Genomic DNA, 24,818 nt, shown 5'->3' on the forward strand with positions numbered 1-24,818 from the left:
AACAGCATCAATAACAACAAAAAAGCCGTGCACCAGCACGGCTTTTCACTTTATATACGAACAGCAGTCCCACTTACCGCAACCATTAGCATCCCTTCGCGAACTACTTCGTAGTCCACATCGATACCGACAATGGCATTCGCATTTTTTTGTCTTGCGAGAGTTTTCATCTCTTCCATTGCAATGTCGCGTGCTTCTTTCAATTTACTTTCGTAAGCGCCTGCACGGCCACCGACAACGTCACGGACAGAAGCGAAAAGGTCACGCACGATATTCGCCCCCATAATTGCTTCGCCATTGACGATATCGATATAGTCAATAATCTCTTTTCCTTGAATGGTAGAAGTTGTTGTTACAATCATGCTTTATAGCCTCCCATATAAGATTTCCACTTACTTATGGTGCACTAATTCAGCAGAAATTATATTTACGAACTAAACTGTGCTTCGTATAACCTGCTATACCCTCCGCCACGCTCAATTAATTCAGCATGTGAACCTTGTTCTGCAATACCATCTTTATTTACAACGACGATGCGATCCGCATTTTTAATAGTTGCTAGCCTGTGAGCGATAACTAACGTTGTACGACCGACAGATAGTTCAGCAAGTGATTTTTGGATAGCAAGTTCCGTCTCTGTGTCTAGCGCAGAAGTTGCTTCATCTAAAATTAAAATTGGTGGGTTTTTCAAGAACATACGGGCAATTGCTAAGCGCTGCTTTTGTCCTCCTGAAAGTTTCACACCACGCTCACCAATAACTGTATCTAAACCGTCTGGTTGCGAGTAAATTAAGTCCTCCAACTGGGCACGTTTTACCGCCTGCCAAATTTCAGATTCTGAAGCTTTTAAGTTTCCGTAAGCGATATTTTCACGAATTGTTCCTGAGAATAAGAAAACATCTTGCTGCACAATTCCGATTTGCTTACGAAGTGACGATAACGTCATCTCTTTCGTGTCAATGCCATCAATTTGAATCGATCCAGATGAGTGTTCATAAAAACGCGGTAATAAACTACATAGTGTTGTTTTCCCTGCCCCTGATGGTCCAACGAAAGCAACTGTTTCACCTGCATGTATTTTCAAACTAATATCGTTTAAAATCGGCTCTTTATTTTCATATCCGAACGTGATGTTATTGTATTGAATATCGCCGTGTACATGTTTAACTTCTATTGCATCTTTAGAATCTACAATATCCGGCTCTGTTTCCAGAAGTTCTACATATCTTTTAAAACCAGCGATTCCTTTCGGATAACTTTCAATAACCGCATTAATTTTTTCAATTGGGCGGAAGAAAATGTTCGTTAACAAAACGAATCCAATAAATCCACCGTACGTTAATTCACCTTGCAGTACGAACCATGTACCACATATTAATACAAAGAGTGTTACAAGACGCATCAGCATATAACTAATAGATGAATTTAACGCCATAATTTTATACGCCATTAATTTTGTTGTACGGAAACGAGCATTATTTACAGCAAATTGCTCTTTCTCAAACTTTTCATTTCCGAATGCTTGTACAACGCGGATACCACCAACATTGTTCTCAATACATGCATTGAAATCAGCAACGTCTGAGAATAAACGTCTAAACGTACCTGTCATTTTTTTGTTGAAGTAAAGTGCCAACCATAATAAGAACGGGATTACGAAGAATGTTAGAAGTGCTAACTTCCAGTTAATCATCATCATAAATGAAAATGCTCCGACTAAAGTCATAATGGCAATGAATAAATCTTCTGGTCCATGGTGAGCAATTTCCCCAATTTCCATTAAATCGTTTGTAAGACGTGAAATTAAATGACCTGTTTTATTATTATCAAAAAATCTGAATGATAGCTTTTGAATGTGATCAAATAATTTCTGTCTCATATCAGTTTCAATGTTAATACCAAGCATATGTCCCCAATATGTAACAACGTATTGCAAACCTGCATTTAACACGTAAACTGCGAATAAACCGAAACAAGCCCATAAAATAAGCGTCCAGTTTTGCCCTGGTAATAACTTATCAATAAATTGATTTACGATAAGCGGGAAACCAAGTTCGAGTAAGCCTGCGATAACTGCACAGGAAAAATCAAGTATGAATAAACCTTTATACGGTTTATAGTAAGAAAAAAATTTACGTAACATATCTTTCCTCCCTTTTCCAAATTAAAAGACTCTCTAAATGATAACCATTATCAAACGATTATTCAAGTTATCCGTCTATGAAACTAAAAAAACCTTCATCTGTGTTTGATGAAGGTTTCCATTTTATTTTATATCGCTTCCGAATCCCACTCATGCTCTTGCTGAACAAATACAACACCTAATTCATGATGTCCCCCGGCGTATAATGCTGTTTGAGCAAGACGAAGCTCACCATTTGTATCTACTACTTCTAATTTACAAAACGCCCCTGTCGTCTTCGTTTGAAGCGCGTCATAAAACTCTTCGGTACTTCTTGGAATGACTCCATTTACTTTCGTAATAACTTCTCCAGGCTTTAAATTCATCTCTGCCCCAATTGTATTAGGAATTGTATCTAACACAACAAGTCCATCATTACGTGCGGCAAAGTATGCTGGTCTTTTCTCGTCTGCAATTTTCTCTTGCATCGAGATTGTAAAGCGTCCAAGCATTGCGACTCCCATCGCGATAATTGCGAGTACGTGCCACCAGTAACTTGCGATACCCAAAACGAGTACGAGCCCCGCTAATCCATAGACACGTCTTCCTGTAAATAATAAAGCTTCCGTCGGCTCATAACTTCTAACTTTTCTCATAAATCCAATTAGAAATGGTACGAGGAATAAAGAGTATGTAGTCGAACCTATTGAAACGACAGGCCACCAAGAAATAAATCCTGTCACCGCATCTCCTGGTATAAGAATAAATACTGGTACAAGCCATAAACGATTTGATTCATGTAGTCCAATTCGTAGCCCACGCTTACCTTTGTTAATTTTTGGCGTAGAATAGCGAACCGCATTTTTAGAGATTAATAACCCCTCTACAACGAGCATAACGCCTAGTAAAATAGCAAGGGATACAATCGTACCCTCCTCACCTTCTCCAAGCTGTAAGAAGGAAACTGGCATCTTAGACGATAACAACACGAGTGCAATAGCGATTCCGAAAGTATAAGCTACAGATAAATATCGATACATAGCAGTTAATCCAAATAATAACGTCCAAAGTAAAATTGCCCATAAACTCGCTTTTGAAACAACTAGCCCGAGTCCAATCGTAATAATAGATACGATTAATCCGTACCCAATACCTGCAAATAGAGTTGTTCGTAGTTCAAACCAAATATCATATACTTTAAAAGAAAAATCTTTTCGTTCTCGTAATATACGTAAGTATCCAACGAAGATACTACTAATTAAAAATACATAGACAGCAGGGTGTAAGAAAAAACGTCCAACTGCTCGTAGTATTTCAAAAAGCCATGCCTCCACGAATTCATTCACCACCATTTATATCATTTTTTCTTTTTATCTTATCATAACTAAAGAAATGTTTGTTTAACACATAAAAAATACAGGCATCAAAGTGCCTGTATTCTTTCTTATTTCGCTATTAATTTCAATGCCGTCTGTAATTGTAAATCATTTTCTCCAGAACGGATTTTTTCAATAATTTTAGTTTGAAGCGCTTCAGCTGTCTTTTTATCGAGTTGTCCTGTTGCTTCCATCTCATTCGCATTTTGGAATGCTTTTAGTGCTGATTCTGTCTCTTTGCTAAAGTACCCATCTTCACGTCCTGGTACATAGCCTAAGCTCTTAAGCATTTCTTGCGCATGTTTTACTTGTACATCATTTGAATTGTATGAAAGTGTCTTTTCAATTTGAATTGGTGTCGCATGATAATAATCTGGTTGCTTCACTTCTACAGTTGGCGCGATTCCTTTTTTATGAATCCAATTGCCATCTGGTGTTAACCATTTAAACATTGTTAATTTAATATTGCTACCATCTTTAAATGGAACAGCTTGTTGGACAGTACCTTTACCAAACGTTTTTTCACCAATTAAATCGTATCCTTCTCCCTCTTTCAGCGCACCCGCTAAAATCTCTGAAGCAGAAGCACTTCCATTATCAATTAATACTGAAATTGGATATGGCTTTCTTTCTTTCAGTTCCGTAGAGAATTTCTTCTTCTCACCATTTCGCTGTTCTACTTGTAGCATTGGCTTTTTATCTGTCATGATGTCTCCTAGTATGTCTTCTACACTATTTAAATAGCCACCAGGATTGCCACGTACGTCAATAACTAAGCCTGTTATATGTTTCTTCTCTAACTCTTTTAACTGATCCTTAAATTCTTTCGCAGTATTTTCAGCAAAAGAAGTAATTTGCATATAACCGATGTCTTTTCCGCTCTCTTGCTTTACGGAACTAAATACAGTGAAAATCGGAATCTTTTCTCGCTTAATTTTAAATTCTATCGGATCAGCCACTCCTGCGCGCTTAATTTCAATTGCAACAGTCGTTCCTTTTTTACCACGAATTTTTAATACTGCTTCTTCACGTGATAAATCTTTCACACTATTTCCATCTACAGATAAAATTTGGTCATTCGGTTTAATTCCTATCTTTTCTGCTGGTGAACCTTTAATTGGCGATACGATAATAAGCTTACCGTCCGTCTTGTTTACTTCAGCTCCAATCCCTTCAAGTTCAGGATCTAGTGACTGACTAAACTGTTTTGCCGTTTCTTTATCCATATACGTGGAATAAGGGTCCTTCAGCGTAGACAACATTCCTTGTATCGCACCTTCGACTAACTTGTCGTCTTTCACGTCTTCCACATAACGTGAATCAATTAGTGCATACGCCTCATTAATCTTTGCCAAATTCCCTTGTGCTATGCCAGCATTACCATTCGATACTGTTTGCGTTACATACGCTGGGTTTATCCCAAACCAGTACATACCACCAAACATCCCGCCAGCACCAATTAAAAATGCAACAACCATTCCAATAATTGCAACTCTACGTTTCAATGCGGAATTCCCCTTTCCAGAACACACAGGTGGTGTAGCAAAAGGCATCACACGATGTGTGATGCCTTTACCTATTTCTACTATATGATAAGCTTGTACGAATTATGTTTGCAACTTTTTATACTTTTAAGAAGCGACGAATTGACATTACACTTCCCCACATACCGATTAATGCACCGATTAACACTAATAAACCAGCTAATTGGAATACGAATGGGTTGTATGGTAGAAGCTCGAAAATTGTTCCGCCAAGTTTTTCATTAAACACACCTTGCAATGAATTATATATAACTAAAATTAGGCCAATTGGAATAATTGATCCTAATACTCCTAGGAATAATCCCTCTAACAAGAACGGCCAACGAATAAACCAGTTTGTTGCACCAACAAGTTTCATAATTTCAATCTCAGTACTACGAGCATAAATTGTAATTTTAATTGTGTTAGAGATTAAGAACATCGCTGTGAATAGAAGACCAGCAATTAACGCAATCCCGATGTTACGACCAGTTTTTACAGTATCAAATAATTTTTCAACTTGACCTTTACCGTATTGAACATTACTTACAAACTGCATTTTCTCAATCTTTTTCGCAATCGCCGCTGTATCTGTTGGTTCTTTCGCCTTTACAACAAATACATCTTTCAGTGGATTATCTTGCTCAAATAACTCGAACGTTTTTCCACTATCGCCTAAGCTTTTAATTAAACGTTTCAACTCTTCTTCTTTAGAAGAATATTTAATAGAATCTACTTTCGCAATTTTACTCATATCTTCTTCTAATTTCTTTTGATCAGCTTCTTTTGCTGCCGGATCAACATGCACACGAATTTCTACATCTTGCTCTACTTTCGTCGCAAAATGGTTCATATTCATAATCGCTGCCAAAAAGACACCTACAAGTAATAACGTAACTGTTACTGCACTTACAGAAGCAAATGTCATCCATCCGTTACGGGATAGATTTTTCACACCTTCTCGCAAATGTCGACTAAGGGTTTTAGCCTTCATATCCGTATCCTCCCTCAATCTCGTCTCGAACAATTCTTCCGCCTTCAATTGCAATTACACGATGACGAATTGTATTTACGATATCTGCGTTATGTGTCGCCATAACAATCGTTGTACCACGCTCATTAATACGTTTAAAAATACTCATAATATCAAGCGCTGTTTCAATATCTAAGTTACCTGTTGGCTCATCAGCAATTACAACCTTTGGTCTATTTACAATCGCTCTTGCAATCGCCACACGTTGTTGCTCTCCGCCTGAAAGTTCGCCTGGAAGTGCATCTGCACGATCATCTAGACCTACAAGACCTAACACTTCTGTAACACGTTCACGAATCGCATCTCGTTCTTCTTCAATTACTTCTAAAGCAAACGCAACATTCTCATATACCGTTAATTTAGGTAGCAATTTAAAATCTTGGAAAATTACGCCTAATTGACGACGGAAATATGGAACATCTCTTTCTGCTAATGTTTCAATTACAAGTCCATTTACATTAATTGATCCTGTAGATGGCTTCTCTTCACGATACATCATTTTAATAAATGTAGATTTTCCGGCTCCACTCGGTCCAACTACGTATACAAATTCACCTTGTTTAATGTTAACTGTGAGACCAGCAATGGCTTTCATACCATTTGGGTACTCCTTATAAACATTCGTCATTTTTATCATTATTTATCACCCAATACTTAATGATTTTTTTCGAAATACTTTTCTGTACATTTGAAAATAAAAGAAAAACCTTTATTTTCGCTCGACCATTCTTGTTGAAGGTAGCTTCCATACATGCTTTTTATTAGCAACGCTACTCTATGTAATATATTTCATCAAAATTCTACAAACCCCATTGTAACATCAATCGGTTTCCAGTTCGGATACAATTTTGTTACAGTTATGTTACATCCCAACAAAAGGTAAACGAGCTCATGTAATTACTTAACTCGAAGCACTTTTCGGTCAAGTTATACAATCAGCTCGTTTATTAGTTACGTTTCTTATTTATGCTCCGCTAACCATTCAGCTACTTTTTTCGCATCTTCACCTTGAATAATTCCTGGTGACATTGAACCGCGACCTTTTTCAATAACCTTTTCAATCTCTGCTGCGTCGTATTTCTGTCCTACTTTTCGTAAATCTGGTCCAGTTGCTCCTGATAAATCTTTAGCATGACAACCTATACAACTTTTTTGGTAAATTTGTTCTGCGCTATCTGTGCTTGCAGATTGTTTTGATGGTTTACTCTCTTCTTTATTTCCACATGCTCCTAAAGCAAAAACGACTGATGTCCCTAACGCAATAGCCAACAATTTCTTTTTCACTTCCATCGCTCCCCATTGTTGATATTCTTTTCATTCATAACTAGGCAATAGTTTTCATAACACATTCAATATTCATTATAAGCATTATCTTTATATAGAAAAACTAAGGTATATTTCATATTTTTCACAAATATAGTGAGAAGCCTAATAAAATAAGCTTTCATAAATTGTTTCAATTCTGTGAACACCTTAAAAAATTCTATAAAGAGCCTTTTTCTCCAAACCAAAAATGAGAATCCCTATATAAAGCCCTACCCTATTATCGCTCTGTTTTACTATTCTCTACTTTTTACAAAACAATATACGGCATTGTATTCTACATGTAATCTCATCAAAAAGAGAAGTTGTCGCCTCCAACTTCTCTTCCTCTTTATTTCATCAATATAAATAAGATAAGCCTCTTTATATCCTCTTGGACCTCAACATGTGCCAACAATTCTGTTGGCTTTTTCTCTTATTAAATACGAGAACGTAAATACGCATCAATAAACGGATTAATTTCCCCATCCATAACTGCTTGTACGTTACCAACTTCTGTATTTGTACGATGGTCTTTCACAAGAGAATACGGATGGAATACGTAAGAACGAATTTGGCTGCCCCATCCAATTTCTTTTTGCTCTCCGCGAATCTCATCTAATTGTGCTTGTTGTTCTTCTAATTTCTTTTGATATAATTTCGCTTTCAGCATTTTCATCGCATGTTCACGGTTTTTAATTTGAGAACGCTCTGACTGACATGTCACAACCGTATTTGTTGGTAGATGCGTTATACGAACTGCTGAATCTGTCGTATTAACATGCTGTCCGCCTGCCCCACTTGCACGATACGTATCTATTTTCAAATCTTCTGTACGTACTTCAATTTCAACTTCATCATTGAATTCAGGTACAACTTCACAAGATACGAACGATGTATGACGACGACCTGAAGAATCGAACGGTGAAATACGTACAAGACGATGTACACCTTTCTCCGCTTTCAAGTAACCGTAAGCGTTATGACCTTTAATTAATAATGTAACACTCTTAATACCAGCTTCATCGCCCGGTAAGTAGTCAACCGTTTCTACTTTAAACCCACGTTTCTCAGCCCAGCGTGTGTACATACGTAATAACATAGAACCCCAGTCTTGTGACTCTGTTCCACCTGCACCTGGGTGTAATTCTAAAATAGCGTTATTTTTATCATAAGGATCGCTTAATAGTAACTGAAGCTCGTACTCATTCATTTCTTGAATTAAAGTTTTCACTTCAGATTCTAATTCCTCATGTAAATCTTCATCATACTCTTCTTTAAGTAGGTCATGCGTCATTTCTAAGTTTTCGAACGTCTCATCTAACTGACGGAACCTTCCAACCATATCTTTCAGCGCATTCGCTTCATTAATTACAGCTTGTGCGCCTTGTTGGTCATCCCAAAATCCAGCGCCCATCATCGTTTCTTCTAATTCTGCAATTTGTTTTTCCTTAGTAGGGAGGTCAAAGAGACCCCCTAAAAGCCGCTAATCTCTTAGCCATTTTCTCTAATTCTTGCCTAATTTCTACTAATTCCATTTCCTTCACCTCTATGTAATTGCTGTTACTTTCATATGAAAACAAGGGAAACTCTCTCCGCTTATTACGGAGAGAGTTTAAACCTTTTCATTATACATTTTTGATGTAAAAGTTTGCAAAGCAGACTGAACTACAGTTCCCTATTACTGCCCAATGCCACAACAGTTTTTATATTTCTTGCCACTACCGCATTTACATAAATCGTTGCGTCCCATTTGGTCACCTTTTACAACCGGTTTTTTCTTCGCGTCTTCACCATCGCTTGATGGATGAACAGCTTCACCTTGAACAACTTCTTGACGCTCTAAGTTTTGCTCAATTTCAGCTTTCATAATGTAACGAGAGATTTCCTCTTCAATAGAAGCGATCATCGACTCGAACATTGCGAATCCTTCCATTTGGTATTCACGAAGTGGATCAATTTGTCCGTAAGCACGTAAATGAATACCTTCACGAAGGTGATCCATTGCATCGATATGATCTGTCCATTTCGTATCTACAACACGGAATACAACAACCTTTTCGAATTCACGCGTCTGCTCTTCAGGTAGAAGCTTCTCTCTTTCATTATAACGCTCTAACAATTTCGCGATAATTGATTCGCTCATTTCTTCTGGAGCAAGGCGACGTAACTCTTCTTCTTTTACATCTCCTTCTTCAAGAAGGTTTGTATTTAAGTAATCGACAAGACCTTTAATGCTCCAATCTTCTTCGATTTCTTCTTGCGTATGAAGTGCAACAGCACGTTCTATCGTAGATTTCATCATACCTTCAATAATGCTGCGTAAGTTCTCTGAATCCATTACTTCTTGACGCTGTTTATAAATTACTTCACGTTGTTGACGGAGTACATCGTCGTATTGCAATAGCTGTTTACGTGCATCATAGTTATTTCCTTCTACACGTTTTTGTGCAGATTCTACCGCACGAGAAACCATTTTACTTTCGATTGGCTGTGAATCATCCATACCAAGGCGATCCATCATCGCTTTCATATTGTCAGAACCGAAGCGGCGCATTAGTTCATCTTCCATTGATAAGTAGAACTGTGTTACACCAGGGTCTCCTTGACGACCAGAACGACCACGTAACTGATTATCAATACGACGACTTTCGTGACGCTCTGTACCGATAACTGCTAGGCCAACATTTCTAATATCGTCGCCTAACTTAATATCCGTACCACGACCAGCCATATTCGTCGCAATTGTTACAGCGCCTTTCATACCAGCTTCTGCAATGATATCTGCTTCACGCGCATGGTTTTTTGCGTTTAAGATATTATGACGTACACCTTTACGTGTTAACATTTTTGAAATAAGCTCTGATGTTTCAATTGCAACTGTACCAACAAGAATAGGTTGCCCTTGCTTATGACGATTTACAATATCCTCAACAACTGCATTGAATTTACCTTCCATTGATTTGAAGATTAAATCAGCACGGTCATCACGAATAATATCTTTATTCGTTGGAATTACGATAACATTCATATTGTAAATACTACGGAATTCTTCTTCTTCCGTTTTCGCTGTACCAGTCATACCAGATAATTTTTCGTACATACGGAAGTAGTTCTGGAACGTAATTGTTGCAAGCGTCATACTTTCATTTTGAATTTCTACGCCTTCTTTTGCTTCAATAGCTTGGTGTAAACCTTCGCTATAACGACGACCTTTCATAAGACGACCAGTGAATTGGTCTACGATTACGATTTCGCCTTCTTGTACAACATAATCTGTATCAAGGTGCATAACAACATGTGCACGAAGCCCCTGATTAATATGGTGAAGAAGTGCTACATGTTTTAAATCAAATAAGTTTTCAATATGGAAAGCTTTCTCTGCTTTCGTAATACCATCTTCAGTTAACATTACATTTTTCGTTTTCACATCAAATGAATATTCTTTTTCATTTTCTAATGTACGAACGAATGCATTTGCAAACATGTATAGCTCTGTTGATTTTTGAGCTTGCCCAGAAATAATAAGCGGCGTACGTGCTTCATCGACTAAAATGGAATCGACTTCATCGATGATAGCAAAATTAAGTGGACGCTGAACGCACTGCTCTCTATATAACACCATGTTGTCACGTAAGTAATCGAATCCAAGCTCGTTATTTGTGCTATACGTAATATCAGCAGCATAAGCAGCTTTTTTCTCTTCACGTGACATACTATTTAAGTTAATCCCTACAGTTAGACCAAGGAACTCATGAAGTTGTCCCATTTCACTTGCATCACGTTGTGCTAAGTATTCATTGACTGTAACAACGTGAACACCTTTTCCTGTTAATGCGTTTAAATATACAGGTAAAGTAGATGTTAACGTTTTACCTTCACCTGTTTTCATCTCAGAGATATTTCCTTCATGTAAGGCGATACCACCCATTAGCTGTACGCCATATGGACGCATTCCAAGAACACGATTTGCTGCTTCACGAACAACCGCAAAAGCTTCAGGAAGTAGATCATCTACTGTCTCACCTTTTGTTAGACGTTCTTTAAATTCAATCGTCTTTCCTTTTAATTGTTCATCAGTTAGCGGCTTAATAGATGATTCTAATGCATCAATTTGCTCCACTGTCTTCTGCATACGTTTAATTTGGCGTTGGTTGACATCAAATACCTTTTTTAAAATACCGATCATAGGAAATACGCTCCTCTTTTATTAAAATAAAACTTCCGATTGCTTTCTTTTTCTCTTTACAATCAGTCGTTATAAAAATCAAATTTATATTATGCCAATTTTTCTCCTAATTAAAAAAACTAAAATGTATAAACCTAATGATAATTGTAACACTTGTCTTGTAACTATGACAACAATCGTCCAAATGTCGAGCCGTAGATTCAGAAAAATTTTTCATTTAATTTGTTCCAACAAACTAATATTTCAAATTCACATTACAAATTTTGTATTAAATCTAAGTAGTATTCTTTCAAGTTCTCTTTTAAAGAAGATGGCTCAATTATTTTTATAGTTTTACCAAAACTAGCTAGATACGAGATGATAAAGTTGATTTCAGCAGGCTCATAAGTTCCTATTAAGTATGTATCTTCGTGTTCTTCCCATAATTTCATCGAAGGATATTGTTGTTGCTTAAATATCTCTATCCCCCTCGCAGTAATTGAGCATTTAAATTGAATAGCTTGTTCAGTTGCCTTCCAAAGACTATGTGCGTTATATATATTTATGTTTTCCAAATCCAGACTATCCTGAGCACCTACCATTTCTAACGACCGAATACGATCACAGCGAAACACTCGATAAGCCGCTTTATCTAAATCGTAAGCCTGGCAATACCAATAACCTTTCATTGCATAAATCGAAATCGGCTGAATACGGCGCATTGTCGTTTGTTTCGGCGTTACATAGTTTATAGTTAAAGCCCTATTTTGAACAGCAGCTAACAAAATCTCTTCTAGATAACCACATTCATGTGCTTGTTCCAAATGAAAAAAGGACACTCTTTTTTGCAAGTTTTCAATTTGCTCACGTTGTTTTGACGAAACACTATCTAAAAATTTCTTATTAATGGAACGAAACGAGATTTGAAAGGGAATACTTACAAAACTACTTAGTGCTTGCATTGCAAAATAAAGTGCAAAAACTTCATGATTTGTAAATGAAATCGGTGGTAATGTCATCGTTTTTATTAAACGATACCCTCCATACCGACCATACTCTGCAAAAAGAGGGACACCCATTTCCTCTAATGATGCAATATCACGTAAAGCTGTCCTTTTTGAAATTTGAAATTCATCCATTAAATCTTTCAATGTGAATATTTGTTTTTGATTAATAAAACGTAGCATCTGATTTAAACGTTCAACTTTTTTCATAAATTCTCCCTATAGGTGTCGTATGTTGGCACCTTATATTTGTATAGTAATAAGTGTAAACATATATGAAGGAGGCAATACAATGAACTTTGAAGTAATCCCTTTTTTATCATTAAATGGGCAAGGTGCTAAAGCAATTGCATTTTACGAACAGTATTTAGACGCAAAAGTTTTATTTAAAAAGAATTATAAAGAAATGAAAGAAATAGATCCGAATTTCACGTATAAAGAAAGCCAAGAACATTATATTACCCATTCTGTTTTACAAATTGGCACTAATAAAATTATGATTGCAGAACAGGCAGTGGATTCCACACGCCCTTGGCAATTAAGTAATAGCTCATCATTATGCATTCAATCTAAAGATTTCCAAACCATTGAAGCACTCTATCAAAATCTAATTCAACATGATGAGGTTTATATTTTAACACCTTTTGAAAAAAACTCCTTCAGCCCGGGTTATGCCATTGTGCGAGATCCTTTTGGAATAGTAATACAATTGACCGTGACAAAACATGACTTCTAAATTTCATTACAAATAGACCATTTAAATTTATATCAATATTACAAGATAGGAAGGCAAAAATATATAAAGTGACACTTTAATCAGTGGGGGTTTTGTTCATCCCCCACTGATTATTAGCCCTCACCAATCGGGCATTAACGGGCAGCAGGGCTCCCACCTAACTTCTTTGCTCCGGCCGAATTTTGAGGTGGGAGTTTTACTGCCCACAAATAGCGGGATAAAAAAAGCGCAGCCTCATTCGGCTACGCTTTCGAATTATTATTTAGTTTCGATTAAACCATATTTCCCGTCTTTACGGCCATATACAACATTAGTTTCATTTGTATCAGCATTTGTGAAGACGAAGAAACTATGTCCTAGCATATCCATTTGTAAGATCGCTTCTTCAACGTCCATCGGTTTTAAATCGAATCGTTTTGTACGTACAAGTTCTAATTCATCCTCTTCTACCGCATCCAGAACAGCTACTGCTTCTGGAAGGATAAAGTTAGTTTTCACAGAACCCTTTTCACGTAATTTACGGTTTACTTTTGTTTTATGTTTACGAATTTGTCGCTCAATTTTATCAACTACTAAATCAATCGCAGCGTACATATCGCTATTTGTTTCTTCTGCACGAAGTAATAAATCTGTAAATGGAATTGTCACCTCGATACGTTGCTTGTCAGAGTATACCTTTAAATTAACTTTAATCTCTGGGAATGTATCAAAATAACGCTCTAATTTACTTAGTTTTTTTTCTACATATTCCCCTAATGCTGGAGTTACTTCAATATTTTCACCACGAATGTTGAATTTCATAGATGAATTCCTCCTTTCAAGCCTATGTACTATAATTTCGACATTGGCTTAAAAACTCCTTCTAACTTTTTTAAAAAAATTAGTGGAATTGCGATTTTTTTATCGTTTTTTGTTGAAATGAAAAGATGCATCGTTTCTATCTTTATTTTATCCTATTAACATCGTGAATAACGAATGTAACTGTGGACAATTGGTTACAGAAAAGAAACAACTTTTTGACAACTTCCTCACAACAAAAAAGCCCTTGGTACGAGCAAGAGCTTTCACCATCTATATAATGCTGCTAAAAATACAGCTCTATCTTTTCCAAAAACTTAATTTTTACAGTTTCACAACATTAGCCGCTTGTGGTCCACGTGCTCCATCAACAATATCAAACTCCACTTGTTGACCTTCTTCTAACGACTTATACCCCTCTTGTTGAATAGCAGAAAAATGAACAAACACATCATCACCATCTTCACGCTCAATAAACCCAAATCCCTTTTCTGCATTGAACCACTTTACTCGTCCTTGCATGTTCATTCCATTCCCTTCACTCTTAAAATCAGGGCATCCGCCCCATATTTTGACTATAACGAATGACAAGACTGTAAGTCAAAGAAGATCTGTCGTCTTTTTATTATTCCTTTCGACATTCACATATTAACCTCTACAAAGCGTCAAACAAGAAACTTCTCTCGCTCCTCGATCATACAAAAGGCTTCCAATTTGCCTAACAGTAATTCCTGTCGTATACACATCATCCACGATTAAAACATGTTGCTCATGAAACATCTCTTCTCCCTGAAAATAAAAAGGATTAACCCCCGATATCCTTTCTTTACGTTTCTTCTTACTTTGTTTTTCTGTTTCTATTCTTCTTAATGATGTACAAAACATTTTGATAGGCAAACAAGAAGCTAGTAACTCCGCTTGATTAAAACCACGCTCGTATTCCCGCTCTTCACTAAGAGGGACCGGAATGGCAACTGAAACATTCGCAAAATATTTTTGAAAAAGACTTCGAAAAGGCTGATGAAAAATATGCACTAATTCAGCATCTCCTCGAAATTTAAACTGTGCTAATATTTCTTTCATCCCTTCATCATACACATACAACGAACGATTTATGAGCGGCGGAAACCTCTGCTCGTTCGTCCACCTTATACAGTCCATGCAAATATCCCCGTTTTTATATTCAGCTGGTACAAGTTCTAAAGGCCGACCACACTCCTTGCAAATATCCCCTATAATATAGGAAAGTTTTTGTTCACATCTATCACATATATACTTTTTATGAAGCTTAACAAAAAAAGTGTACCAACTAATCGCATATGAAATATACTCATCACAAAGTAGACAATGCATCAATCTATCAATCCTTGTTCTTTAGCATTCTTATTCATACTTTGAATATGTTTTTTCGCACGCACCATCGCCTCTGTCTTTCCATAATGAAAATAGATGACATCTCCATGCGGTTCATCAGAGCTTCTGCCAGCACGCCCTGCAATTTGAACGAGAGCACTTTCTGAAAATATTTCTTCCTCAGCTCCTAAAACTGCCACTTGTAAATTTTTCACAGTTACTCCTCGTTCCAAAATTGTCGTTGTAACTAATAAAGGGATTTCTCCCTTTCTGAAAGCTGCTACCTTCTCTTTTCTCGCCGGATCTTCTGCATGCACACCGTCAATTTGATTGTTTAATGATTTTAATAACTGACTAATTTCTTCTACATATCGCACATGAGGAACAAATAGAAAAATGGGGTATCGTTTAGATAAGTACATATTTAACCATTGTAATAAAGCACGAGGAATTTTTTTACGCATAAGACCCTTTTTCCAATTTCCGCACCACCGAAATATCGGGACTGGCAATGGATGACGATGATAACGTCCTGAAATAATAACCCCTTTTTGCTTACCATTCCGCAATTTACGCTTCCACTTTTCATCTGGAGTTGCAGTTAAATAAATACGTGCTGCCTCCTCTTTCATCGCTTCGTTTACTGCATAATGCAACATCTTATCCGCATGATATGGAAAAGCATCTATCTCATCTACAATCATGACATGGAACGCCCTATAATAACGTAACAATTGATGTGTAGTTGCAACGATTAACGCCGCATCTTTTTCTCGGTCTAAACTCCCTCCGTATAAAGCAGCTACATTTATATTTGGAAACACTTCTTGTAATCTCGGTGCTAATTCAAGTACAACGTCCGTTCTCGGCGTTGCAATACAAACTCTCTCTCCCTTTTGTAGTGCCTCTGCAATTCCGCGAAACAACATTTCTGTTTTTCCAGCCCCGCACACCGCCCAAATAAAAAATGATTCTTTCTGCTTAACAGCGTCAACGACACTTTGCGCAGCTAACTCCTGACCAGCAGACAAAACGCCTTCCCACTGTAACGGATTCAAATAATTTTCTCCGCTTATTTCAGCAATCCCGCGAACAAGTACAGCACATTCACTTACCCTGCCCATCGTTATACATTCCCGGCAATACGTACATACTTTATTGCACCTTTTACATAGAAATGATGCAAATAGTCGCTGCTCTATATTTCCGCAGCGCTGGCACATATATTTTGAAGATTCCTTAATTACCCCTTGTACACAAACGACGTCTCGATTCTTTTTCAAATGATCCAATTTATCCTGCAAATCTGAAGAAAGTTCTTCTAACAGTAACTATCTACCAGCTAACATCATCAATAGCCACCTCCAGCACTACTATAAATCCTTCTCTTTATCTCGTAAAAACTCAAAAAAGCCGATAACCTACTTATAAAATAGTAAGCTATCGACTTTATACATGTGTTTTATTCGATTAAAAATCCTATAATCTACCGTAACCTAAGAAATGTTTTTGGTTGTAAGAGCTATTTACACTACCGTAAGTAACACCTGTTGACTCATCAGCAGCATGAATTATTTGACCGCCACCAATGTAAATTCCAACGTGAGATACGCCTTCTCTGTAAGTACCTTGTAAGAAGATAAGATCTCCTGGCTTCGCTTCAGATGCACTAATTTTTTGTACAGAGCTCCATAAGCTTCTTGTATCTTGACGACCTAAACCGTAAACATAAGAGATTAATCCACTGCAGTCAAAACCACCGTTTGAAATTGACGCACTACCCCATACGTATTTTAAACCTACTAAACCTCTAGCCTTTTCAACAACATCCTGTCTTCCGCCACCTTCATTGCCAGGTACTGGAGTTGGAGTTGGAGCTGGTTTTTTCTCTTCTTTTTTCTTAGGCTCTTCTTTTTTAGCTTGTCCATCATTGTTTGCTGGAGCTGCTGGTTGTGCTTGTGCTGGAGCCTGTGCCGGTTGTGCTGGAGCCTGCGCTTGTTGAGCAGCTTGTTGAGCAGCTTGTTCTGCTTGTTTTTGAGCAGCAGCTTCTTGTGCAGCTTTTTCTTGCGCTTCTTTTTCAGCCATTTGTTGTAATTTTAATGCCTGTTGTTCAAGCTCTTTTAATTGGCTTTCCGTACTTGTCATTGTAGTTACAACTGTATCCATTTTACCGCTTAAATCGTTTATTGCTGTTGCTTTTTTCTCTTTTTCAACGTCAAGTTCTTTCTTAGCAGTTTCAATTTGAGCTTGTGCTTCTTTTAATTCTTTTTGTTTTTCTTTTACTGTCTCAACATCTTTTTTCACGTTCGTTTGATCTTCTTGTTGAGTTTTCATGATATCTTCGTCAGACTCAAGAATTTTAGACACAGAATTTAAACGATCAACTAAATCAGCAATGTTTTTAGAGTTTACAAGAACTTCTGTTACAACGTTCGTGTTCGGTTGTTCTTGTAGTGCAACTAAACGTTTTCTTAATAACTCTTCACGTTTTGCAATCTTTGTTTGTAGTTCTGCAATATCTTTATTTTTATTTTCGATTAATTGCTCAGTATCAGAAACTTTTTTTGTTGTTTCATCAAGTTTTGAAGCGTTCTCTTGAACAGACTTATCCAAACCTTGGATTGTTTTGTTTAAGTCATTCATTTGTTTTTGTAATTCATCACGTTCTTGTTGTTGTTTATGTAAAGTATCATTTTGTGTGTTAATTTGTGATTTCACGTCAGAAATTTTATCTTCTGCAAATACATTTGGTGTTAGCCCTGAAAACATTAACCCTGCAACTAGTGCGCAAGATGCCATTTTTAGCTTTTTCATTTTATTTTTTACACCGCTTTCTTTTTTCATTTTCCGTATATAACCTATTAAAATTTATACCATAATTCGGGAGTTTTTTTGCTAATGTTACGGTTTTGTAAAATAAATGTAACATTACATTTATCTCTATAGCGAAGTATATCTAAATTTGTATATATATGTAGAATTTCAAGAGCCTTATGCCGTTTTTTATAGAATTGAAAAAAACGTAAGGGAATCCCTTACGTTTTGAAAATACTCCAATATGAATGAGATAGAAACGTTACTTCATCCATTTCTCAGCCCAATTTTGGACCTCATCCATAACACTTTCCAACGCTTTCCCTTTATCAGTTAAACCGTACTCGATTCTAACTGGTACTTCTGGGTAAACATTACGAACTACGATACCTTCACCTTCTAATTCCTTTAAACGTTCTGACAACATACGATCGCTCATATTCGGTATAATATCTGCGATTTCTCTGAAACGTTTCGGCTCTTCAAGCAAAGATTTAATAATTAAGCCAGTCCATTTCTTACTAAGCATTGTAAAAGCTGACTCAAACTTTGGACATAAACAAGAATTATGCTCCATATGTTTCACCTCTCTTCTATTATAAGATAGTTTCTTGTAAAAAGTAAGTAATAAAACTTTCCTCATTATTTAATTTTACGTACATTTTACCATTTCCAAATATTAACTTGTCAAATCCCCGTAAAATATCCGTAAAAAAACCCTCTTCAAGTAAGAGAGCTTTTATATCTTTATCACTTCGTATACCAGCCTAAACCAAGCGCACCTTCACCTAAATGCGTCCCAATTACAGCTCCGAAATAACTCGTGCGAATTGTAACATGAGGGTATATCTCTTCTAATTCTTGTTTCCATTCATTAGCTTCCTCTTCACGATTCGCATGAATAATAACAGCTTCCATAGGCACACCTTTATTTGCCTGCTCATCAAAGATTTCAACGATACGCTTTAACGCTTTTTTACGCGTACGAATTTTTTCGAATGGAATAATTACCTTATCTCTAAAGTATAATACTGGTTTTACTTGCAACAAACTACCGATGAAAGCTTGCGCGCTATTTAATCTTCCACCACGTTGTAAATGATGTAAATCATCCACTACAAAATAAGCATCCATCGTTTGCTTCATTTCATCAAAGCGAGCGATAATCTCTTCTGGGGCTTTCCCTTCACTTACTAATTTCGCCCCTTCACGCACGTAAAATCCTTGTACTTCACAACTAATTTCAGAGTCGTACGTATATACATCAATACCATCTACCATCTGTCCAGCTGTCGTTGCTGTTTGGTATGTACCACTAATTCCACTGGAAAGGTGAATGCTAATAACTGCATCATATTCTTTAGATAACTCTTCATATAGCTCTAAAAACTTTCCAATTGCTGGTTGCGAAGTTTTCGGAAGATCTTCTTGTTCACGTACTTTTACATAAAAATCATTTGCTGAAACTTCAGCCTCTTCTTGATAAGATTCCGTTCCAAACACAACGTTTAATGGAATCATATATATATTGAGTTCATCACGAATATGCTTCGGTATATATGCTGTACTATCGGTAACAATAGCTGTTTTCATTTTCGTACCTGCCTTATAAAAAATTTTTATCCCCTAATTTTACACGAAAACTAGAAAAGGTGCATCCATACATAAAAATGCCGGTTAGAAACTACAATCACTCACTCGACAAATTACAACAAAAAGATAAAATCATCACCAAAAATTTCAACATATTTGTAAAAAATGTTTGAATATAAAAAGGCTCGCTTTTAAAATGTAAAGTACTAGTTATTTTGAAAGATAGGGGCGTATATCATTGTTATTACAATATTTAACAATCAAAGGCTGCGGTGAGCACGAAATCGTCATTCAAAAATCAAGATTCATTTGCTATGTGAGTCGCGCCACAACGGAAGAGGAAGCTCAAGCATTCATACAAAAAATAAAAAAACAGCATTGGAATGCAACACATAATTGTTCCGCATATTTAATCGGCGAACAAGATCAAATTCAAAAAGCGAACGATGACGGTGAACCGAGCGGCACAGCTGGTGTACCCATGTTAGAGGTATTAAAAAAACGAGGTCTAAAAGATACTGTTGTCGTTGTTACGCGCTATTTTGGCGGCATTAAACTTGGTGCTGGCGGATTAATTCGCGCATATGGAAAATGTACAAGTGAAGGTCTTAACCACGTAGGCGTTGTTGAACGAAAACTAATGCGCGTTATGCAAACAGAAATTGATTACACTTTGCTTGGTAAAGCTGAAAATGAATTACGCAATTCAGAATATGCCATTAAAGATATACATTATCTAGAAAATGTCACATTTGATGCGTATGTAGAAGAGGACAAAAAACAACCATTCACAGATTGGATGATTGAATTAACAAACGGGAAGTGTACAATTAAAGAAGGAGATATGTTGTACTTAGAACAAGACTTTATCTAAGAATAGCTAACTTATCGCCTTTAAAGATTAATGTAGTGAATTAATTCCCTACAAATGAATAAGGAGATTATATATGGAAGAACGTTATTATCATCTCCAAAATAGCAGAATAAAAAAGAAACGTAGAAGAAAGTTTTTCTTCTTTCTTATTTTCGCATTTTTATTTGGTAGCGTAGGACTTTATGTGTTAAATTCCTACACTTCTCTCATGGGGATGTACAGTGGATTTAACCGTGAAAAATCGGATTTAAGAGCCGACGATGTAGAAATTACAAAGGAACCTTTTACAATCCTCATTATGGGGATTGAGGATTATGCAACAGACGGTCAAAATGGTCGTACAGATTCACTAATGTTTGCGACAGTCAATCCGAAAACTCAAAAGGTTTCGCTTATGAGTATTCCTCGTGATACTCGCGTTCCAATCGTTGGAAAGGACAAAGAAGACAAAATTAACGCTGCGCATGCTTACGGTGGAGAAAAAATGGCAATCAAAACTGTCGAAGGTTTTCTAAAAGTTCCTGTAGACCATTATATTAAAATCGATTTCCAAGGCTTTAAAGGTATCGTTGATGCTGTTGGCGGTGTTACCGTTGATGTCCCTTTCGATTTTTGGGAACGTTCTGACGTGGATTACTACAAAAAAATCCAATTTAAGCAGGGACAGCAAAACTTAAACGGTGAAGAAGCACTCGCTTACGTCCGTATGCGAAAGCAGGATCCAAACGGCGATTATGGTCGGGCCGCTAGACAAAGACAATTACTAGCCGCTGTTGCTCAAAAATTAAATTCCGCCTCTACTGTATTTAAAATTAAGGATTTAACGAATGTCGTTGGAAAATATATAAAAACCGACATTCCTATTTCAGACGGACTTGCTCTTTACAATAAACTATCTGGATTTGATCCTTCTACCATACAAACGTTAAAGATTGAAGGAGAAGACAAAAAAATAGGTGGTATTTATTACTTCCTTCCGGATCCAATCAGTGTAGAGACGGTACGTAAGGAAATTGAAAAAGAAATAGGAGAAAAAGAACAAGCCCCAACAGAGACTACGAAAAATGAGAATACAAATTCCGATGTAAATTCTAACTCCAGTGCAAAAGCAAAGAAGGAACCGAGTGAGAACAAAACACCACCACCTCCTCCCCCTTCTACAAATGCTCATGCAGAGTGGATTATGAGGAATCATGAATGAAAAAAGAGCCAAATCGTATACGATTTGGCTCTTTTTATTTCCCGCAATTGTTGTGGGCCAATAATAAACGGAAGATGCAAACCCCATTTATTAAAGTTTCACTCTACTTGTTGAAGTGTTGTAAAATCGCTTCTACAATACGCTCTGATGCACGACCATCGCCGTAAGGGTTAGATGCTTTCGTCATCTTATCATGAGCTTCTTTATCAGATAACAACTCATTAGCAAGACCAAAGATTGTCTCTTCATCTGTTCCTGCTAATTTCAGCGTACCTGCTTCGATACCTTCTGGGCGTTCCGTCGTATCACGAAGGACAAGAACTGGCACACCTAGTGATGGTGCTTCCTCTTGTACACCACCAGAATCGGTTAACATTAAGTATGAACGAGCTGCAACGTTATGGAAATCGATTACATCTAGCGGCTCAATTAAATGAATGCGGCTATGCTCGCCTAAAATATCATTCGCTATTTCGCGAACAACAGGATTCATATGAACAGGGTATACAACTTGTACATCTTCGTGTTTATCAACAAGACGCTTAATTGCACGGAACATATTGCGCATTGGTTCTCCTAAATTTTCACGACGGTGTGCTGTCATAAGTACAAGACGGTCATTTCCAAGTTTCTCTAACACCGAATGGCTATAAGTTTCTTTTACAGTTGTCTTCAGTGCATCGATCGCTGTATTTCCTGTTACGAAAATACGTGACTCATCTTTATTTTCTTTTTGTAAGTTCGTTGCTGATTTTGTTGTAGGTGAGAAATGAAGATCCGCCATTACACCTGTTAGTTGGCGATTCATCTCTTCTGGATATGGAGAATACTTATCCCATGTACGAAGTCCTGCTTCAACATGTCCTACTGGAATTTGATTATAGAAAGCAGCTAAGCTTGCAATAAATGTCGTCGTTGTATCACCATGCACAAGTACGATATCAGGCTTCGCTTCTTTCATTACTTTATCTAAACCTTCTAAACCACGTGTTGTAATATCAATTAAAGTTTGACGATCTTTCATGATATTCAAATCGAAATCTGGCGTAATTCCAAAGATATTTAATACTTGATCTAACATTTGACGGTGTTGTGCTGTTACAGTCACAATTGATTCAATCTTTTCTGGGTGCTTTTGCAACTCTAATACAAGAGGTGCCATTTTAATTGCTTCTGGTCGTGTCCCGAAAATTGTCATTACTTTTAAACGTTCAGTCATTTCATTGCCTCTTTTCTTTCACTAGTTAAAACTTCTATTATCGCATATAAAAATATGCATGTAGAAATAAACTTTTTAACGCACCTGAGAAACATTACTATTACAGACGCCTTTTCGCCCAACTGAGTAATAATCTAATCCATGCTCCTCGGCATCCTCATTAGTATAACAATTTCTCCCATCAAATAGAATAGGTTCCCTCATAAGCTGTGCATACTTTTCTAGCGGATAATTTCGAATTGATTCCCATTCTGTTACGATAAAAACTGCATGCGCCTCTCTAATCGACTCATCTATACACTCAGCGTATCGTATCGTATTTCCAAATAAACTTCTTACATTTTGAATAGCTTGCGGGTCATATAAAACCACATCCGCACCTATATTAATTAATTCTTCTATTATAATAAGAGATGGCGCTTCCCTAATATCGTCAGTATTCGGTTTGAATGCTGCACCAAGAACCGCAATTTGCTTCTTCTTCATATCTATAATTTTCTTCGCTTTTTCAACTAACAACAACTGTTGTTTATTATTCACTTCAATGACTGCTTTCAACAAGCGAAAATCATGAGAAACATTCCCTGCAATTTGCACCAGTGCTTTCGTATCTTTTGGAAAACAAGATCCTCCATATCCGATGCCTGCATTTAAAAAAGATGCACCAATTCTCTTATCCATCCCCATCCCTGTAGCTACATCTAATATATCCGCACCCACTTGCTCACATATATTAGAAATTTCATTAATAAAGCTAATCTTCGTAGCTAAAAAAGCATTAGATGCATATTTAATCATCTCAGCACTTCGAATATCTGTAATATACGTTTGTAAGCTTAATTTGCTGTACAAATTCTCTACTTTCCTTGCAGCTTCTTCACTACATGCTCCAATTACGATACGATCACCATGAAAAAAATCATAAATACCAGAACCCTCTCTTAAAAACTCTGGATTCGATACAATACATAATTCATGTCTACCTTGTAGGTTCTCCTCAATCCATTTTCTCATTACATCATTTGTCCCTACAGGAACCGTACTTTTCGTAACAACAATAATATCGTTATTCACATATGTTCCAATATCATCACAAGCACTACGAATATACGTTAAATCTGCTGTTCCATCTAATGAAGATGGTGTTCCAACTGCAATGAATATAAACTCTACATCATTAAATGCCGTTGATTTACTTGCTGTAAAAGTTAAATGATTATTTTCGTATGCTTCATTTATTAATTCATTTAATCCACATTCATAAATAGGTAACTCGCCTTGCTTAATCCGTTCAATTTTCCCACTATTTATATCAAAACATGTGACTGAATGTCCTAATCTCGCCAATCCTACTCCCGTAATCAATCCAACATATCCGGTACCTATTATCGTAATTTTCATTTTCCTTTCGCACAGGAATATACATAAGAAAATATACGAATACATAGAACTCCCCCTGTGCTTCCCCCTCTCACACTAAGAATGAGAAAATTCTTTCACTTCTTTATTATATGAATTGTTTTTTTATTATTTTTTAAGATTTTGTAAAGTTAAATGATGCAATATATACAAAATGTAAATTCCCACATTTTAACACGGAACTTACTCATTTTTACGTGCAACACTTATAATAAAATACTTGTTATAAATGAGGCAGATACACTGCCATATTCCAAGTCGTAATATGAACAACCTTCTCAAA

Annotated in this window: 21 protein-coding genes and 1 pseudogene; 3 read left to right on the forward strand and 19 right to left on the reverse strand. The window is 36.6% G+C overall.

From position 1 onward, the window contains the following. Positions 1 to 50: 50 nt before the first annotated feature. The 10 genes from MHI07_RS24245 to MHI07_RS24290 form a co-directional block, all read right to left on the reverse strand. Complete coding sequence (locus MHI07_RS24245) at positions 51 to 362, reverse strand: YbjQ family protein (protein ID WP_002112849.1); 312 nt, start codon at positions 360 to 362, stop codon at positions 51 to 53. 65 nt (positions 363 to 427) lie between these two features. Then, positions 428 to 2,143: an ABC transporter ATP-binding protein gene (locus tag MHI07_RS24250; protein WP_002112850.1), complete on the reverse strand. Its 1,716-nt coding sequence runs from the start codon at positions 2,141 to 2,143 to the stop codon at positions 428 to 430. Positions 2,144 to 2,271: 128 nt separating this feature from the next. Beyond that, positions 2,272 to 3,456, reverse strand: coding sequence for a PDZ domain-containing protein (locus MHI07_RS24255; RefSeq protein WP_170972781.1), 1,185 nt, complete (start codon positions 3,454 to 3,456; stop codon positions 2,272 to 2,274). 110 nt (positions 3,457 to 3,566) lie between these two features. Next, positions 3,567 to 5,003, reverse strand: a complete 1,437-nt coding sequence (locus tag MHI07_RS24260; protein WP_088079715.1) for a S41 family peptidase — start codon at positions 5,001 to 5,003, stop codon at positions 3,567 to 3,569. Positions 5,004 to 5,121: 118 nt separating this feature from the next. Continuing rightward, on the reverse strand, positions 5,122 to 6,015 hold the full coding sequence (ftsX, locus tag MHI07_RS24265; protein ID WP_078179454.1) for a permease-like cell division protein FtsX: 894 nt from the start codon (positions 6,013 to 6,015) through the stop codon (positions 5,122 to 5,124). Then, positions 6,005 to 6,691 (reverse strand): cell division ATP-binding protein FtsE, encoded by a 687-nt coding sequence (ftsE, locus tag MHI07_RS24270; protein WP_088079716.1) that lies wholly within the window; start codon positions 6,689 to 6,691, stop codon positions 6,005 to 6,007. Before ftsE ends, ftsX begins: the two co-directional genes overlap by 11 nt. Before the next feature lie 323 nt (positions 6,692 to 7,014). Then, on the reverse strand, positions 7,015 to 7,338 hold the full coding sequence (gene cccB / locus MHI07_RS24275) for a cytochrome c551 (protein ID WP_002159877.1): 324 nt from the start codon (positions 7,336 to 7,338) through the stop codon (positions 7,015 to 7,017). Between the two features lie 457 nt (positions 7,339 to 7,795). Beyond that, positions 7,796 to 8,894, reverse strand: a protein-coding gene (gene prfB, locus MHI07_RS24280; RefSeq protein WP_098988193.1) for a peptide chain release factor 2 whose coding sequence is annotated in 2 segments (ribosomal slippage) — positions 7,796 to 8,821 and positions 8,823 to 8,894 — 1,098 coding nt in all. Because the reading frame shifts where the segments join, the coding sequence is not laid out codon by codon here. Positions 8,895 to 9,037: 143 nt separating this feature from the next. Continuing rightward, positions 9,038 to 11,545 carry a preprotein translocase subunit SecA gene (gene secA / locus MHI07_RS24285; protein WP_002159876.1) on the reverse strand — a complete coding sequence of 836 codons (2,508 nt, stop codon included), beginning with the start codon at positions 11,543 to 11,545 and terminating at the stop codon, positions 9,038 to 9,040. 254 nt (positions 11,546 to 11,799) lie between these two features. Then, positions 11,800 to 12,738 carry a helix-turn-helix transcriptional regulator gene (locus tag MHI07_RS24290; RefSeq protein ID WP_340826671.1) on the reverse strand — a complete coding sequence of 313 codons (939 nt, stop codon included), beginning with the start codon at positions 12,736 to 12,738 and terminating at the stop codon, positions 11,800 to 11,802. A gap of 82 nt (positions 12,739 to 12,820) precedes the next feature. Between MHI07_RS24290 and MHI07_RS24295 the strand changes: the two genes are divergently transcribed. Next, positions 12,821 to 13,264: a VOC family protein gene (locus MHI07_RS24295; protein WP_215580109.1), complete on the forward strand. Its 444-nt coding sequence runs from the start codon at positions 12,821 to 12,823 to the stop codon at positions 13,262 to 13,264. Positions 13,265 to 13,522: 258 nt separating this feature from the next. Here the strand turns inward: MHI07_RS24295 and hpf are convergent, their stop codons facing one another. From hpf to MHI07_RS24330, 7 genes and pseudogenes are all read right to left on the reverse strand, one after another. Continuing rightward, entirely contained in the window at positions 13,523 to 14,065 is a 543-nt protein-coding gene (gene hpf / locus MHI07_RS24300) for a ribosome hibernation-promoting factor, HPF/YfiA family (RefSeq protein WP_002159874.1), read from the reverse strand. A 321-nt stretch (positions 14,066 to 14,386) separates the two neighbouring features. Next, positions 14,387 to 14,584 carry a cold shock protein CspC gene (gene cspC / locus MHI07_RS24305; RefSeq protein WP_033710669.1) on the reverse strand — a complete coding sequence of 66 codons (198 nt, stop codon included), beginning with the start codon at positions 14,582 to 14,584 and terminating at the stop codon, positions 14,387 to 14,389. Positions 14,585 to 14,710: 126 nt separating this feature from the next. Continuing rightward, positions 14,711 to 15,415, reverse strand: a complete 705-nt coding sequence (locus MHI07_RS24310; RefSeq protein WP_002112877.1) for a ComF family protein — start codon at positions 15,413 to 15,415, stop codon at positions 14,711 to 14,713. Then, entirely contained in the window at positions 15,415 to 16,743 is a 1,329-nt protein-coding gene (comFA, locus tag MHI07_RS24315) for an ATP-dependent helicase ComFA (protein WP_340826921.1), read from the reverse strand. The genes MHI07_RS24310 and comFA overlap by 1 nt, the downstream gene beginning before the upstream one ends. Before the next feature lie 151 nt (positions 16,744 to 16,894). Then, positions 16,895 to 18,371 (reverse strand): annotated as a pseudogene (locus MHI07_RS24320) (C40 family peptidase). Between the two features lie 120 nt (positions 18,372 to 18,491). Beyond that, positions 18,492 to 18,806: a winged helix-turn-helix transcriptional regulator gene (locus MHI07_RS24325; protein WP_002112882.1), complete on the reverse strand. Its 315-nt coding sequence runs from the start codon at positions 18,804 to 18,806 to the stop codon at positions 18,492 to 18,494. Between the two features lie 173 nt (positions 18,807 to 18,979). Next, complete coding sequence (locus tag MHI07_RS24330) at positions 18,980 to 19,822, reverse strand: DegV family protein (RefSeq protein ID WP_002112883.1); 843 nt, start codon at positions 19,820 to 19,822, stop codon at positions 18,980 to 18,982. 238 nt (positions 19,823 to 20,060) lie between these two features. Between MHI07_RS24330 and MHI07_RS24335 the strand changes: the two genes are divergently transcribed. Continuing rightward, complete coding sequence (locus MHI07_RS24335) at positions 20,061 to 20,696, forward strand: YigZ family protein (protein WP_215580113.1); 636 nt, start codon at positions 20,061 to 20,063, stop codon at positions 20,694 to 20,696. 73 nt (positions 20,697 to 20,769) lie between these two features. Next, positions 20,770 to 21,897 carry an LCP family protein gene (locus MHI07_RS24340; protein ID WP_215580115.1) on the forward strand — a complete coding sequence of 376 codons (1,128 nt, stop codon included), beginning with the start codon at positions 20,770 to 20,772 and terminating at the stop codon, positions 21,895 to 21,897. A gap of 103 nt (positions 21,898 to 22,000) precedes the next feature. On the opposite strand, the gene wecB is transcribed toward MHI07_RS24340, so the two are convergent. Together wecB and MHI07_RS24350 are read right to left on the reverse strand one after the other, a co-directional pair. Then, positions 22,001 to 23,116: a non-hydrolyzing UDP-N-acetylglucosamine 2-epimerase gene (gene wecB, locus MHI07_RS24345; protein ID WP_215580117.1), complete on the reverse strand. Its 1,116-nt coding sequence runs from the start codon at positions 23,114 to 23,116 to the stop codon at positions 22,001 to 22,003. A 75-nt stretch (positions 23,117 to 23,191) separates the two neighbouring features. Further along, complete coding sequence (locus tag MHI07_RS24350) at positions 23,192 to 24,562, reverse strand: UDP-glucose dehydrogenase family protein (protein WP_215580119.1); 1,371 nt, start codon at positions 24,560 to 24,562, stop codon at positions 23,192 to 23,194. Positions 24,563 to 24,818 lie beyond the last annotated feature (256 nt).

Origin of the sequence: Bacillus sp. FSL H8-0545 (genome assembly GCF_038006105.1) — a bacterium.
Classification (GTDB): domain Bacteria; phylum Bacillota; class Bacilli; order Bacillales; family Bacillaceae_G; genus Bacillus_A; species Bacillus_A cereus_U.

Coding starts and splice junctions, on each gene's coding strand:
- MHI07_RS24245 (WP_002112849.1), bottom strand. CDS start 362: ATGATTGTAACAACAACTTCTACCATTCAAGGAAAAGAGATTATTGAC.
- MHI07_RS24250 (WP_002112850.1), bottom strand. CDS start 2,143: ATGTTACGTAAATTTTTTTCTTACTATAAACCGTATAAAGGTTTATTC.
- ftsX (WP_078179454.1), bottom strand. CDS start 6,015: ATGAAGGCTAAAACCCTTAGTCGACATTTGCGAGAAGGTGTGAAAAAT.
- ftsE (WP_088079716.1), bottom strand. CDS start 6,691: ATGATAAAAATGACGAATGTTTATAAGGAGTACCCAAATGGTATGAAA.
- secA (WP_002159876.1), bottom strand. CDS start 11,545: ATGATCGGTATTTTAAAAAAGGTATTTGATGTCAACCAACGCCAAATT.
- MHI07_RS24290 (WP_340826671.1), bottom strand. CDS start 12,738: ATGAAAAAAGTTGAACGTTTAAATCAGATGCTACGTTTTATTAATCAA.
- MHI07_RS24295 (WP_215580109.1), top strand. CDS start 12,821: ATGAACTTTGAAGTAATCCCTTTTTTATCATTAAATGGGCAAGGTGCT.
- hpf (WP_002159874.1), bottom strand. CDS start 14,065: ATGAAATTCAACATTCGTGGTGAAAATATTGAAGTAACTCCAGCATTA.
- cspC (WP_033710669.1), bottom strand. CDS start 14,584: ATGCAAGGACGAGTAAAGTGGTTCAATGCAGAAAAGGGATTTGGGTTT.
- MHI07_RS24310 (WP_002112877.1), bottom strand. CDS start 15,415: ATGCATTGTCTACTTTGTGATGAGTATATTTCATATGCGATTAGTTGG.
- MHI07_RS24325 (WP_002112882.1), bottom strand. CDS start 18,806: ATGGAGCATAATTCTTGTTTATGTCCAAAGTTTGAGTCAGCTTTTACA.
- MHI07_RS24330 (WP_002112883.1), bottom strand. CDS start 19,822: ATGAAAACAGCTATTGTTACCGATAGTACAGCATATATACCGAAGCAT.
- MHI07_RS24340 (WP_215580115.1), top strand. CDS start 20,770: ATGGAAGAACGTTATTATCATCTCCAAAATAGCAGAATAAAAAAGAAA.
- wecB (WP_215580117.1), bottom strand. CDS start 23,116: ATGACTGAACGTTTAAAAGTAATGACAATTTTCGGGACACGACCAGAA.
- MHI07_RS24350 (WP_215580119.1), bottom strand. CDS start 24,562: ATGTATTCGTATATTTTCTTATGTATATTCCTGTGCGAAAGGAAAATG.